We start from the raw sequence: 12,974 nt of genomic DNA, 5'->3' as shown, positions 1-12,974 counted from the left end.
TCCTGTTTCCCCAACCATTAATTAATTAATTTTGTAAGTGACTATGTGTGATGGTAGCTAGCCGCTGCGTGGACTCAAGCTACCTTAAGGGATTCTTAGGACAGGCCAAACAATGCTCCTTTGGAGCCGCGAAGCGATCGCATTTCCCTACCACACCCTAAACTCTTCCGTTTCTTCCCGATTCCCGATTCCCGACTCCCGACTCCCTAAAGTTGCCAATTTTTTCTTTATCCCTTATAATAGTATTATAGGAAGAGTTAAAAATTAAGTCCACTAATGAACAAGTGCGTTGGAACTACTGAAGCGGCATCTCTATTAGGAATTTCTTCTCGACGATTGCGCCAACTCCTAGAGAAGGGTCGCGTCCGGGGTGCTTATAAAACTGGGAAATTCTGGATTATTCCTCTGTTCAACCATTTGCCACAAATTACCAAAGGGTCTCGTGGACCAAAAGGGAAATGGCGCACTAGTCGTCCTCCCGCATTAGCCAAGATTAATGTCAACCGTAATCACATTGGCTCGAATATCAAGAAAAGCCCCAAAGACCGCAAGCCAGTGATTTCAGTAAAACGAAGTGGTACCAATCTCTACGGCAACGAAGTGGAAATCCTTGGGCCTTGTAAGATTGTTTATAATCCAGATAATCCACTGGATTGTGGTGCTCGTTTGTGGATTGAAACTTTTAGTGATATTCACTTCATTGGTGGAAGTTCTCCTGCTAGTCGCTGAGGGGGTCAACGCTTTGGGACTATTCAAAATGATCAATTTAATTATTGGGCATTCCAGCAATTGAAGATTGATGCTTAGCCTGTTTTATTTACTCTGGAAACTTGGGGTATCAGTTTGCCATGAGTAATAACTTGCGCCAGAAATAACCCAGCATGATATCCAATATGGTCTAATAAATACTTTTTGATGGCTGCAAGAATATAATTTACTCGTTATGGAGTGTATTTTGAGCGATATCTCGATTGATGTCAGTAGTCAGTAATAAGGAATAAGTATATTTGACTTGGGAACGTTCCTCCAACTTCGCATCCCACGAATCGATACCCCAGCCACTACCATCGAGTATTGACGTTTTTTGCTTTGCTTAAAAACAGACGATTAACCTATTCAAATATAGCTTAGTAAAGCTTTATTAAGAATAAAGGTACTTTTGATTCTAAAGCCTTAAATAAAGGTTTAATATTATCTATTATTGCTTTGGCGACTGCCGGGTCTACTTTTTCTTTTTTTCCACTATCGACAGCTCCTGCTTCGGTATTAAGTTCATGAACTAAAGCGTCGATACGCTTGACTAAACTCATTATTTCTGTAAACTCATTTGCTGATTTTTTGCCCCATAATCTATGAACTAAAGCTAAATTAACATACTCTCGTTTGCGCAGTTTTATAATTGCATTATTATATCGTGGTACGATTTTATTAAGTGATGATTTTGTAGTCCATCCTTGGCTATAGAATTTAACCAATACTTCGGTAAAAAATATGTAATCAGAAAGGTCAGTTGCCAGCTCATTATAATTTGAAATTTGTTGGTCAGCTCGATTAGCTGCAAGTTTAATATGTTCGACAATTTTGTCAGCTGAAAAAGCAACTAAACCAATCATGGATGTTACCATTAATACACCTATTTTTTCAGTTATTATCTTGCCAATAAATAATTGAAAAAATGTTGTTCATTTTACTTATTATTTTTTTTTAAAAAATATTTTTCATTATTAATTAACTACCAATTTTATAATTAAAAAATCCTGATTAATCGCATTTTTTGATCATTTAATTTTTAGCGAAAACTTGATTTTTTATGGTTTTGTAATAGGCTTTTTGTTGCAGGGGAAATGCAAGAATCAAGGCTCTCCTAGGGTGGCTATAGTAAATTAGTATAAAATAATCGCCATATCCCTTACTAAGTAAGGTTTTGAGTAATTTTAATAAAAATATATTTTTAGTTTATTGAATCCCTTGCTATTTAAGGGGTAATCGCTGATTTAAACTACTCATTTACTATAATCAGTCTAGGATAATTCAGTTTTATTACTTATCCCCCTGATAGGTTTTTCGATATTTGCTCTAAAAACTCCAGGTATTTAGTTTGCCCAGTATAATAAGTCGCACCAAAAATACTCCCTGAATGATATCCAACACGGTCTAATCTAGACTCTCTGATGGCTGCAAGAATATCTGCTACTGCTTCGAGAGTGTATTTTGAGCGAGCCATTGATGTCAGTAGTAAGGAATATTGCTATTTTACCTAGCAACATCCCTACTTCCAATCAAATACCATTTGGGTGCATCTCATATTTCTAAAAAAGTTGCGTAGGGTGCCTTAGGGACGGGCTCCCCCTGATTTTACCGGTAGCCAGTATTGGGACAGTCCGTCCGAAAATTGTAACGAGCAAGATGCCCGTTACACCCACCGGGTCAAACAGCAAAAGTGAGATGCACCCTACAATTTCAACCAGAGCCAGATCTGTTTGAAGGAATGTATCACTACTGAAAGTAAGAGGGTGGTATATAACATTTACATTTGATTTGTGAACAGAATGCATTACTAAAATCCAAAATACAAAATGCCAAAGGCGAGAGTTAATAAACTATATAGGGATTTTTAGTAACGGATAAAATGGTAATAGTTTTTTACAACTCATTTATAAACGCTATATGCCACGGAAAAACCATCGCTTTGTTTTATATTGACTAATTTATGAAATTAATAGTTCTCAGTCTAGAATATACTGAGTAAGGGGTCAACTCCCGGATTGTTCGCTAAAGCTACATAGGTACCATTATTAGCAAAACCAACAATATCAGCCTGACCGTCCCCATTGACATCACCTAGCTGCCGGGGATAGGTATCAAAATTAGTCCATCCCCCTCGATCGACTGTAAAATCTTCCATGACTATTGATGGGGGAGCAAAGGTACCATCGCTTTGACCCAGGGATACAAAAACAAAGGTATGACCAAAACCAACAATATCATCCCGACCGTCTCCATTGACATCACCTAACTGGCGGGGATAGGTATCAAAATCAGTCCATCTCCCTCGATCGACTGTAAAACTGTCTAGGGCTATTGATGGGGAAGCAAAGGTACCATCGCTTTGACCTAGGGATACATAAACAAAGGTATGACCAAAACCAACAATATCATCCCGACCGTCCCCATTCACATCACCTAACTGGCGGGGATAGGTATCAAAATCAGTCCATCTCCCTCGATCGACTGTAAAACTGTCTAGGGCTATTGATGGGGAAGCAAAGGTACCATCGCTTTGACCTAGGGATACATAAACAAAGGTATGACCAAAACCAACAATATCATCCCGACCGTCCCCATTCACATCACCTAACTGGCGGGGATAGGTATTAAAGTTAGTCCATCCCCCCTTTAAAGGACTAAAACTATTGATCGCAAGTTTCTTTGTCGCAAAAAGGGTCATAAGAATACTCCTTTTACAAAGCTAGTATTTGAGTTGTCTTGCAAAAAAAGTTGTTAACAATAGAAAACGTTGTGGAAACTGTTTTGGCTCAGTAACTATCCATACTACAAAATGAAGTATGGATAGTTGGTTAAGAGTATTACGCTTTCTTGACAACACTCACTTTATTAATCACTCCGAAAATCCAATTTTTCTACAATTTAATATAAAGTTTTGTAAAGAATTGCTCGTGGGGAATTTTAGTGTCTGCAGAAACGAATGGGATTGACCTTGACCAAAAGGCCACGCTAAGCGAATGGTCACGTTACGCGAACGCACTCAGTTGGCATCCCCACCTCACACCATCCATCCATACTCGACACTGAAAATTTCTAACCTGCCAATCCCATAGCCGCGATTGACCTTGGCCAAAAGGCCACGCGTTCGCTGAAAGCGGGACGAAGTCCATCGCGTTTGGTCACGCTAAGCGATGGACTTCGTCCCGCTTAGCTAACGCAGACAAGACTGACTCTAGGCAAAACTCTTCCGTTTGTTCCGAAGTTGAGATTAACTATTTGCGATCGCATTCCCGAGGACAGTTATATGCGATCGCATTCCCAATTACCGATTCCCGATTTCCTAACTATTCCGGTATTGACGGATTCGCTAATAGTGGACACCACAGCACTTGACTTGCCCCCCACCCTCTCCACACTCACCACACTTTAGCTACTTTCATCCCTATTCCCTAAAAAAGAAGTTGCCAATTTTCTTTTTATCTCTTAAACTAGTATTATAGGAAGAGTTAAAAAACACTCCATGAACAAGTGCGTTGGAACTACTGAAGCGGCATCTCTATTAGGCATTTCTTCTCGACGATTGCGCCAACTCCTAGAGAAGGGTCGGGTGCGGGGTGCCTATAAAACTGGGAAATTCTGGATTATTCCTCTGTTCAACCATTTGCCACAAATTACCAAAGGGTCTCGTGGACCAAAAGGGAAATGGCGCACTAGTCGTCCTCCCGCATTAGCCAAGATTAATGTCAACCGTAATCACATTGGCTCGAATATCAAGAAAAGCCCCAAAGACCGCAAGCCAGTGATTTCAGTAAAACGAAGTGGCACTAATCTCTACGGCAACGAAGTGGAAATCCTTGGTCCATGTAAGATTGTCTATAATCCCGATAATCCACTAGATTGTGGCGCTCGTTTGTGGATCGAAACCTTTAGTGATATTCACTTTATTGGTGGAAGTTTTCCCGCTAGTCCCTGAATCGGGAATCGGGAATCGGGAATCGGGAATCGGGAACAGGGAAAAAGAGCTGATTGCTAGAGCGATTAGAATGGTTCAATAAGCACCCAAGAATCGCTTATCGCTGACAACCATGAGTTCTCAACCACCCTCCAAACCACCAAAAACCATACTTAGTCAGCTAACTCAGGTAGTACAGACCATTCATGCGAAGGTCAATCTTCAAGCAGTAGCACTAAAGCCTAATGCTAGAGTGCCGGAACTTTGGGTGCAAGACGCTAATACCAACAAATCCGATGTCTATCCCCTGGTTGGGGACCGTTACGTACTCGGGCGCAGTTCCAAATCCTGTGACATCATCGTTCGCAACCCAGTAGTCAGTCAAGTTCATCTCTCCCTAGAACGGTATGGTAGGCGTGGGCGTAGGTTTATCATAAAAGACCAAAACTCTACCAATGGTATCTATCGTGGCAGACGCCGACTTTCCTCCTTGGTTCTGTATCACGGAGACACCCTTACCATTGGCCCACCGGAACTAGCGGCATCAGTTGAGCTACAGTACGTCTATCCTCCCCCCTGGTATATCCAAGGAATTCGTTACTTTCTCTATGGCATCGGTGGCTTAATTGCTTTAGTGGTATTACTAATTGGATTTGAAACCCTGAAAGCACCATCAGTCAGGCCATTGCCCGAGGGAGTCACAGGTCCTGTGATTGTTTACTCTCGTGACCAAATCCCCCTACGGCAACCCAGGACCGATGCTCACCGAGAACTGAGGAGGTTATCGGATTTTTCCCCATATTTGCCGAAAGCAGTGATTGCTTCAGAAGACAGCCGCTTTTACTGGCACTTTGGAGTAGACCCCTATGGGATTATGCGAGCTGTGGTCAGGAATCTTCAAGGGGGAGGCATTCGCGAAGGTGCTAGTACCATCACTCAGCAGGTAGCACGAAGCCTATTTCCGGAGTATGTCGGTCGAGCCAATACCGCAGACCGGAAAGTGCGGGAAGCAATTATTGCCCTGAAGTTAGAGACAGTTTACAGTAAGGACGCGATCTTAAAGGCTTACTTAAACCGAGTTTACTTGGGTATAGAAGCATTTGGTTTTGAAGATGCTGCTCAATTTTATTTCGACAAATCAGCAGCTAATCTGAATATCCAAGAAGCCGCAACTCTGGTGGCAAGTTTGCCAGCACCCAATAGCTATAACCCGATCCAGAATTATGATACCTCATTACAATTACGGAATCGGGTGATTGACCGGATGCACGCTTTGGGAATGATTAGTCGAGAAGAAGCTAATCGAGCTAGGCGATCGCGGATTGAAGTTAGCCCGAAAGCCCGACAAATTCTTTCTAGCACCAAGGCACCCTATTTCTATAACTACGTTTTCCAGCAATTGAGGAGGTTACTGGGCAAAGAGTTGGCTAAGGAAGGTAATTTTATTGTAGAAACTACTGTAGATACCGAGTCTCAGGCCAAAGCTGAAGCAGCTCTACGGGACTATGTCAAAAATACTGGTAGCCGCTTAGGATTTTCCCAGGGAGCGATCGCAAGCCTCAATACCAGTAATGGCGAGATTCTAGCCATGGTTGGAGGTGCCGATTACCAAAAAAGCCAGTTTAATCGGGTTATCCAAGCCAAGCGTCAACCAGGCTCAACCTTTAAACTCTTTGCCTATGCTGCTGCCTTAGAAAAAGGGATTTTACCAAGCAAAACCTACTCCTGCTCTGGGATTAAACGGATTAGACGTTGTGAGCGGTCTGGAGATGCTACTAATATTGATATGTATGCTGGTCTGGCTCAATCGGAAAATGCAGTAGCGATCAGAGTAGCTCAAGATGCTGGTTTAGATAGAGTAGTACGGCTGGCGCAACGGTTGGGTATTAGCTCAAAACTCGAGCCTGTGTTTGGTTTAGCCTTAGGTCAAAGTGAGGTTACTCTGTTAGAAATGACTGGAGCCTATGGTGCGATCGCAAATCAAGGTCTGTGGTATCGTCCCCATGGTATTGTCAGAATTCTCGACAGTAGTGATTGCACCGATAACCAAGACTACCAAACCTGTCGAGTAATCTACAACTTCGCTGATCAGCCAACTATCAACAAGCAAGCGGTTTCACCAGCGGTAGCCAACACCATGACAGAAATGCTTCAGGGTGTAGTCACTAGTGGCACCGGTCGCAGTGCTCGGATTGGTCAAGGAGAAGGGGGAAAAACCGGTACTACTGATAAAAATGTAGACTTGTGGTTTATCGGTTTTATTCCCAAGCATCAGATCGTTACAGGGATTTGGTTAGGTAATGATAATAATTCTCCTACTAGTGGCAGTAGTAGCCAAGCTGCCCAGTTGTGGGGGATGTATATGGGTCAGGTGGTAGAGAAACAGAGTTGATACCGAAATTGGTTGGATGGGGAGATGGGGAGATGGGGAGATTGGGAGAAGAGAAAGTTGTTGCTTTGACCGCAACTTGGTATCAAAGGTGATCAATCCAAAAGCTGATCAGGATTGATTCCCATTTGTTGCAGTCGAGCCTTCAAAGCTTCAAGCTCTTGTTGAGCTTGATTAGCAGCTTGTTGAGCTTGATTAGCCCGTTGCTCAGCCTGTTGAGTTCTCTCATTTTCGGAGGGATACCGTCTGGAATTTTGGTCATACCAATACAACCACTCCCTTGTCCAATCAAGATAGGTTCCTTCTGCTGTGCCTATGCCCAAACCAATTTCTGGCATCCAGACCGGATTACCTGGTTGACGCACATACACTCCATCTACCAAGCGATGCACTTCAAAGCTATCCCCTTTTCGAGGTTGAAAGTTATCGCTATCATAAATAACGTAATATAATAACCCTAAGTCAGCATAGTCTAATTTTTTCTGGTCATACTCGCCGTTATAGGTTTGAGAGACAATCTCGATCGCGAGAATTGGGACAACACCATTTTCTTCCCAAAGTACATAACTTAAACGTCCCTGACGACCTTTAGGGCGAGTTTTCCATCTCTGTACTCCTAAACTTAGGAAGCCATCAGGCACTATCGCTGACTGTTTGGGATGGTAATAGTATCCCATATCTATACCAAAAAACCAATCCCTGCGCTCTGACCAGATTATCGATAAAATCGATTTCAATAAGTGAGGGATGGTATCTTGCAGTTCATTATCCACAGGGGTTTCATCAGAAGAGGGTAATTCTTCTGAACTCGGAAGGTATTGTAACGGGTCATAGTTTAACATGGTTCCATTGGCTAGACCTGACTGGTGACATGTTAGCAGTTTCACGAAGTACCATTATCTTGGCCATAAATAAGATTAGGTTGATTGGCAGTTCTATAGTATTTTGGGGAAAAGCCAATTTTGCTTTGTTGTCAGGTTTTTTATGAAACAGCTCCTCAACCAACTACACAACCAACGCAAATACATAAAATCCCTAATTATCCCTCTTTTAGCTATCTTGTTAGCAAGCGGAATAATTGCAGCACCAGCCAATGCCATCAATGTCTATCAAATGCCTAATGTTAGCGCTGGAGAACCAACTTGGGTAATTGACAAGTCAGAGGTTCTGTCTCGCTTTACAGAAGGCAAGTTGACTCAATCCTTAGAGGATTTAGCGAAAGCAACAGGCAATCAAGTTAGACTGGTCACTGTCCATGGCCTAGATTATGGTGAAACAGCAGCAACTTTTGCCCAAGGGTTGTTTGAAAAATGGTATAATACTCCAGAAGACCAAGCTAATCAAACCTTGATAGTGCTGAATACTGTCACCAATAACAGTGCTATCGTTACTGGCAATGCCGTTAAGGAAATTATGTCCGATGACATTGCTGAAAGTGTGGCTTCTGAAACCCTACAGGTGCCGCTGCGGGATGGTAACAAGTATAATCAGGGTTTCTTAGATGTAAGCGATCGCATAGTAGCTGTTTTATCTGGCGAACCAGATCCCGGTCCTCCTGTAGTTGAAGAAGAAATCAACATTGCTGGCAACTTTAAGAGTGCAGAAGAAACTCAAGAGAGCAATGCTACCCTTTGGGTTGTAGTGATCTTGGTTGTTGCTACAGTTGTGCCGATGGTTACCTACTTTTTCTACCAAGGTTTTTCCTAAAGTATCAGGTAAGCGAACAGCGAGTTTTTTTTAAAACTCATAAATTGGTTAAATTGGTAATGGGCAATGATTTAGATGTTTGCCTATTACCATTAAATCTTTTGTTGATGACTTCGTAGTAGTTGAATTCTGTAATTAAGTATTGTCCGTGGAAGAGGACAAGGGAAATGCTAACCAGATCCAGAAATAGAGTAGCAGGAAAATAATGGGCATAGCAATCGAAAGGGCGACCGTTACAATCCGTACAGCCAGAACTGAAATCCTAAACCGTTGAGCAATGGCTCCACAAACCCCTGCAATTACCTTATGGCGTCTGCTCCTCGTAAACCGGTTTCTTGTGCTCCCTGAAATCTGATCTTCTGACTTTTTAAAACGCTTTACTAAGGTAATCACCAATCCCACAGTACCCACAAATGCGGAGGGAATTGTAAAGATGGCAAACCCATAAGCAAAAGTCATGAACGAAATAATATTCCCAAGCCAAGGCTGTTGCGGACAAGTAAATGACATTGTTCCCATTCCAACAGATTCACAGCCAAAGAACAGTGCCAATTGGACTCCGCCAAAAGTGAGCAAAAGTGGTAGAATACCGTAGAGAATACAACCTGCGATCAGATCCGTGTGTTGCGAAAGTGTAACAGAACGACGGACAGGAATGGCAGCTAGTGCTGGTCCAATGAAAAATAACAACAGGAGTAAAGGAAGGTAAATCATGCCAGAGTTAATGGCATGCTAAAACCACAGCCTTAGAGCCCTTGGTGTTAGCACCCTTGGTGAAGAACTACTCCTATGCTAGCCCAATCTCTCCCAGATCGGGAAAGATGTGAAGCTCCTGTGGGGTTAATAGTCTCAAAGAGATGATATATATCTCATCACTTCTGGAGTCGCATCAAACCATTCCCCAGAAATCCTAAGATGTTGGAACTTTCTGTGAAATTCTGTTTCCATCTTAGCACTTCCTGGGATAATTTTTATTAGTTCTAAAGTGGTTACACTCTTAGTTTCAAGCCCTCTAATCTTACCATTGGGGTTAGTAGTGTAACCAATCCGAATCGCATTGCGTCCCTTGTCTAAGATAAAGAAAAGCCTAGCTGGATTGTCTTCGTCAGAGCTGGATAGGCAGCTTTGTACTAAAGTCCCTGTGGCTTTGTGCAACCGAATAAAGGTTTGAGCGTCACTAGCGTATTCTGGAAGCTTAGAACGCTCTACGGCCATGGTCATATAACGCAATGCGGCGGCGTGTCTTCCCTCCGACGCTTCATCCACAGCCAGAGCTAGCAAGTCATAGGGTGAGCATTGGCGAAAATTACTCATTCATTATTGTTGTAGTTCGGCTTAGCAATACCTGATTTGTCTGCTACGAAGTCGTTATATTACCACACTCCATGACCTTGTGTCAAGCCACATCTGGGAAATCTGATCTGTGCCAGGGCAAACGCATCTAAATTCTAGAAGCCTTACTCAGAAGATATTTGAAAATTCATAAGCATAAATACTTATCCTATGAATCTCATATCCACTAGGCATTTCAAAATAAGATGCGTTTACCCTGTGATCTGTGCTTTGTGCAAAAGGCGCGTTTATTCAAAATACTCGTGCATCTCCTAATTAATCCGGAAGCTGAAAATTAATTTCCCGTTTGGTAAAGGGCAAATCTTGATTAATAGCCTCAATTTCCTCAAGTTCCATTAAGTTAACCTCATCGATATAGTTTTGAAAAATCCGGTCAAAGCGTTTATCATAGAATCGATGAACACTATAGTTAGCAGTTGCTGGGAATCCACGACGCTTCTTGTGACGCCCACCAGCACCAGGGTCAAACATGGTGATGCCCTGGCCGATTGCCCACTCAATCGGTGCATAGTAACAGGCTTCAAAATGTAGGCAGTCAAATTCTTCAAAACAGCCCCAATAACGACCATACAAATGATTGCCCTTATTTATACAAAAGGACATTCCCACTGGTTTTTGGTCATCCTCCTCCTGGTAAGCAGCAATTAGTACCACTCGCTGACTGTATTTAGGATACAATTGCTTAAAAAACTGGCGCGTGAGATATTTGCTACCCCACATAAATTTATCGCAGGTGCTGCTGTAGAAGCTGTAGATTAAGGGAAACAAGGATTTTTCAATGTCATTCCCCGTTAAGATTTTCAGGGTTAGACCTGCTTTGGCTACAGCCTTACGTTCTCGTTTAATATTGCGGCGTTGATTGGCATTAAAGACCTTTAGGTAATCCTCAAAACTACTAAAGCCTTGGTTTTGCCAAATATAGCTGTGATGTAGCCAGCCCTTAAAACCATTGCGTTCAATTACTGGTCGCCAATCGGGGTCAACAAAGAGGAAGTGACAACCAGACAGATGATTGCGATCGCAAAAATGATCGATAGCACTTACCATGATCTGTGTCAGCTGATCTTCATCTTCTCCTGGTGCCATTAAAAACCGATAGCCTACCGCTGGGGTAAATGGTGTCATACCCAACAACTTTGGATAGTAGGAAATGCCCAAGCGGTAGGACAAATCCGCCCACTGTTGGTCAAAGACAAACTCTCCGTAACTGTGACCTTTGACATACATAGGTGCAGCAGCGATCAGCTGTCTATCTCGCCAGACCGTTAGGTGATTGGGCAACCAACCGGTTTTAGCAGTAGCACTACCAGATGTTTCAATATTATTCAACCACTCCCACTCCAAAAAAGGGGTTTTTAGGGGTTGGGCAAGGTCATCCCAAGGGGATTGGGGAATATCTGCCATGCGGTTGACCCAGATAACGGAATAGTCAAGCTTGGGTTGTTGAACCATTGGGGTAATCTAGGATTAGGGGAACTTGAGATTTGGAAAATCTAAAGTCTGAAGTCTGAAACAATTCCTGGGATCAATTACTGAAAAACTGGAATGTTTGTTACCTTGAGCCTTAAGGTTTCCACCGGCAACTTCAAGTATTAAACTTCAGGTTAGCTTTGATAAATTAAGGAATTGACCAGCCGAGATATGACCAGATATCCCGTCTCTTAGTTTAAGTTAAACTAACTTCACACCATAGACACCCTTGGTAGATGTACTCGAATCCTCCAAGCTATGCATGTATGCCTTTGTCCTCCCATCTGGCTTTAAATGGACAGAACCCTAGTTGTGAATGGCAGTGGAAAAGTACTCAAATGAACTGGATTTATCGAAAGGGGAGAGTTTGAGAGGAGGAAGAATACCCTCATCCTCTTAGGTTAGGGATGAATTAGCCCTCTGTTGTGGTGTTAGCCACAACTGCCACAATCTACATTAATCTACATCCGCCATCTAATTTGTTCTGTCGGGTGACTTGAGATAAAATATCAGGATTGGAGTGAACAAGGTCTATCCGTGCTATCAATCACAATCCCCTTAGTGGGGGAGATACTGTAAGGGTAGGGACGCTGATCTGCCTTAGCGCCACGAATTTTACTAATTCGCAGCCAATTTTTGTAGCCAATGTCTTCTCCGCGATTCATTTCATCCCAGTCAGGTGAATAAAGGTCTACTACGACATCATAAAGGTTCAGTAAATTGTAGAGATCGCTTTTTTCGATTCCGTCCTGAGCAAAAATATCTAACACTGCCACATCAGGCTGACGGAGTTGGCGATTTTTGCGGTAGACCAGCTTAATAAATTCTCTAGGGGTGCAGCTGATTAATAGAGGCGTGAGGGAGTCAAAGATTACTCTACAGGGTTTAGGCATCTGCTCGAGCTGTTGGGCAATCCTGAGCAAAAGCATCTCCGGGTCATTCAGATTCAGGTGTACAGAGGTTGTTGGCAATGTCTCTACCATGGGACTAAAGGTATCGAGGATCACCAACTGCCCTGTTTCCAGGTAGGGGTCAGGGAGCAATCCCCAACTTGGGAGGGTTTGATAAACTTGTTGTCTGGGAATATCGGCACTAATATATAGCACTGATTCTTGGCGATGCAAGCCTGAGAGCAAAAACTGATAGGCTAGGGTACTCTTACCCAGTCCGGGAGCGCCCTCCACCAAGAAAGCGGTGTTATAGGGGATTTGGCTTGGGAGCAATTTTTCGAGTGACCCAAACACTAAATAGGGAGCATCCTCAATAAATTTTAATGATTCGGTGGTTGAGGGGGGAGATATTTGGCTGGCACTGTACAATATCTCAATACCGTTTTCTGTGATTGCCATGCGGTGAGAACCACAGACATGGTCAGAT

Annotated in this window: 15 protein-coding genes; 7 read left to right on the top strand and 8 right to left on the bottom strand. The window is 42.7% G+C overall.

What is annotated here, in order from left to right:
* The first annotated feature begins 112 nt into the window (after positions 1–112).
* Both F6K49_RS28345 and F6K49_RS28340 read left to right on the top strand, forming a co-directional pair.
* Positions 113–268, top strand: coding sequence for a hypothetical protein (locus tag F6K49_RS28345; protein ID WP_293101939.1), 156 nt, complete (start codon positions 113–115; stop codon positions 266–268).
* Between the two features lie 8 nt (positions 269–276).
* Positions 277–729, top strand: a complete 453-nt coding sequence (locus F6K49_RS28340; RefSeq protein WP_293039293.1) for a DNA-binding protein — start codon at positions 277–279, stop codon at positions 727–729.
* 398 nt (positions 730–1,127) lie between these two features.
* On the opposite strand, the gene F6K49_RS28335 is transcribed toward F6K49_RS28340, so the two are convergent.
* From F6K49_RS28335 to F6K49_RS28325, 3 genes are all read right to left on the bottom strand, one after another.
* Positions 1,128–1,625 carry a hypothetical protein gene (locus F6K49_RS28335; protein ID WP_293101936.1) on the bottom strand — a complete coding sequence of 166 codons (498 nt, stop codon included), beginning with the start codon at positions 1,623–1,625 and terminating at the stop codon, positions 1,128–1,130.
* A gap of 419 nt (positions 1,626–2,044) precedes the next feature.
* Positions 2,045–2,224 (bottom strand): hypothetical protein, encoded by a 180-nt coding sequence (locus F6K49_RS28330; protein WP_293025308.1) that lies wholly within the window; start codon positions 2,222–2,224, stop codon positions 2,045–2,047.
* A 507-nt stretch (positions 2,225–2,731) separates the two neighbouring features.
* Entirely contained in the window at positions 2,732–3,448 is a 717-nt protein-coding gene (locus F6K49_RS28325; protein WP_293025306.1) for a VCBS repeat-containing protein, read from the bottom strand.
* A gap of 242 nt (positions 3,449–3,690) precedes the next feature.
* Here F6K49_RS28325 and F6K49_RS28320 point away from each other — a divergent pair, with 242 nt between their 5' ends.
* From F6K49_RS28320 to F6K49_RS28305, 4 genes are all read left to right on the top strand, one after another.
* Entirely contained in the window at positions 3,691–3,813 is a 123-nt protein-coding gene (locus tag F6K49_RS28320; protein WP_293025304.1) for a hypothetical protein, read from the top strand.
* A 175-nt stretch (positions 3,814–3,988) separates the two neighbouring features.
* Complete coding sequence (locus F6K49_RS28315) at positions 3,989–4,156, top strand: hypothetical protein (RefSeq protein ID WP_293101933.1); 168 nt, start codon at positions 3,989–3,991, stop codon at positions 4,154–4,156.
* Positions 4,157–4,246: 90 nt separating this feature from the next.
* On the top strand, positions 4,247–4,699 hold the full coding sequence (locus F6K49_RS28310) for a DNA-binding protein (RefSeq protein WP_293063797.1): 453 nt from the start codon (positions 4,247–4,249) through the stop codon (positions 4,697–4,699).
* Positions 4,700–4,811: 112 nt separating this feature from the next.
* The gene (locus tag F6K49_RS28305; protein WP_293101928.1) at positions 4,812–7,070 is read left to right on the top strand and encodes a PBP1A family penicillin-binding protein; all 2,259 of its coding nucleotides are present in this window, start codon (positions 4,812–4,814) and stop codon (positions 7,068–7,070) included.
* 92 nt (positions 7,071–7,162) lie between these two features.
* Here the strand turns inward: F6K49_RS28305 and F6K49_RS28300 are convergent, their stop codons facing one another.
* Positions 7,163–7,954, bottom strand: coding sequence for a Uma2 family endonuclease (locus F6K49_RS28300; RefSeq protein ID WP_366514240.1), 792 nt, complete (start codon positions 7,952–7,954; stop codon positions 7,163–7,165).
* A gap of 97 nt (positions 7,955–8,051) precedes the next feature.
* Here F6K49_RS28300 and F6K49_RS28295 point away from each other — a divergent pair, with 97 nt between their 5' ends.
* Positions 8,052–8,774 carry a TPM domain-containing protein gene (locus F6K49_RS28295; protein WP_293025297.1) on the top strand — a complete coding sequence of 241 codons (723 nt, stop codon included), beginning with the start codon at positions 8,052–8,054 and terminating at the stop codon, positions 8,772–8,774.
* 135 nt (positions 8,775–8,909) lie between these two features.
* Here the strand turns inward: F6K49_RS28295 and F6K49_RS28290 are convergent, their stop codons facing one another.
* The 4 genes from F6K49_RS28290 to F6K49_RS28275 form a co-directional block, all read right to left on the bottom strand.
* On the bottom strand, positions 8,910–9,488 hold the full coding sequence (locus tag F6K49_RS28290) for a PspC domain-containing protein (RefSeq protein WP_293063791.1): 579 nt from the start codon (positions 9,486–9,488) through the stop codon (positions 8,910–8,912).
* A gap of 135 nt (positions 9,489–9,623) precedes the next feature.
* Positions 9,624–10,088, bottom strand: a complete 465-nt coding sequence (locus F6K49_RS28285; protein ID WP_293025295.1) for a GIY-YIG nuclease family protein — start codon at positions 10,086–10,088, stop codon at positions 9,624–9,626.
* A gap of 294 nt (positions 10,089–10,382) precedes the next feature.
* Positions 10,383–11,579, bottom strand: coding sequence for a GNAT family N-acetyltransferase (locus F6K49_RS28280; RefSeq protein WP_293101925.1), 1,197 nt, complete (start codon positions 11,577–11,579; stop codon positions 10,383–10,385).
* Positions 11,580–12,106: 527 nt separating this feature from the next.
* Positions 12,107–12,974: RAD55 family ATPase (locus F6K49_RS28275; RefSeq protein WP_293101922.1), on the bottom strand; the 868-nt coding region annotated here is incomplete at its 5' end.

This window comes from Moorena sp. SIO3I6 (assembly GCF_010672095.1).
The sequence above is the reverse complement of the archived record's forward strand: the minus strand, read 5'-3'. Positions and strand labels throughout refer to the sequence as shown.

Coding starts and splice junctions, on each gene's coding strand:
- F6K49_RS28345 (WP_293101939.1), top strand. CDS start 113: ATGCTCCTTTGGAGCCGCGAAGCGATCGCATTTCCCTACCACACCCTA.
- F6K49_RS28340 (WP_293039293.1), top strand. CDS start 277: ATGAACAAGTGCGTTGGAACTACTGAAGCGGCATCTCTATTAGGAATT.
- F6K49_RS28335 (WP_293101936.1), bottom strand. CDS start 1,625: ATGGTAACATCCATGATTGGTTTAGTTGCTTTTTCAGCTGACAAAATT.
- F6K49_RS28330 (WP_293025308.1), bottom strand. CDS start 2,224: ATGGCTCGCTCAAAATACACTCTCGAAGCAGTAGCAGATATTCTTGCA.
- F6K49_RS28325 (WP_293025306.1), bottom strand. CDS start 3,448: ATGACCCTTTTTGCGACAAAGAAACTTGCGATCAATAGTTTTAGTCCT.
- F6K49_RS28310 (WP_293063797.1), top strand. CDS start 4,247: ATGAACAAGTGCGTTGGAACTACTGAAGCGGCATCTCTATTAGGCATT.
- F6K49_RS28305 (WP_293101928.1), top strand. CDS start 4,812: ATGAGTTCTCAACCACCCTCCAAACCACCAAAAACCATACTTAGTCAG.
- F6K49_RS28295 (WP_293025297.1), top strand. CDS start 8,052: ATGAAACAGCTCCTCAACCAACTACACAACCAACGCAAATACATAAAA.
- F6K49_RS28290 (WP_293063791.1), bottom strand. CDS start 9,488: ATGATTTACCTTCCTTTACTCCTGTTGTTATTTTTCATTGGACCAGCA.
- F6K49_RS28285 (WP_293025295.1), bottom strand. CDS start 10,088: ATGAGTAATTTTCGCCAATGCTCACCCTATGACTTGCTAGCTCTGGCT.
- F6K49_RS28280 (WP_293101925.1), bottom strand. CDS start 11,579: ATGGTTCAACAACCCAAGCTTGACTATTCCGTTATCTGGGTCAACCGC.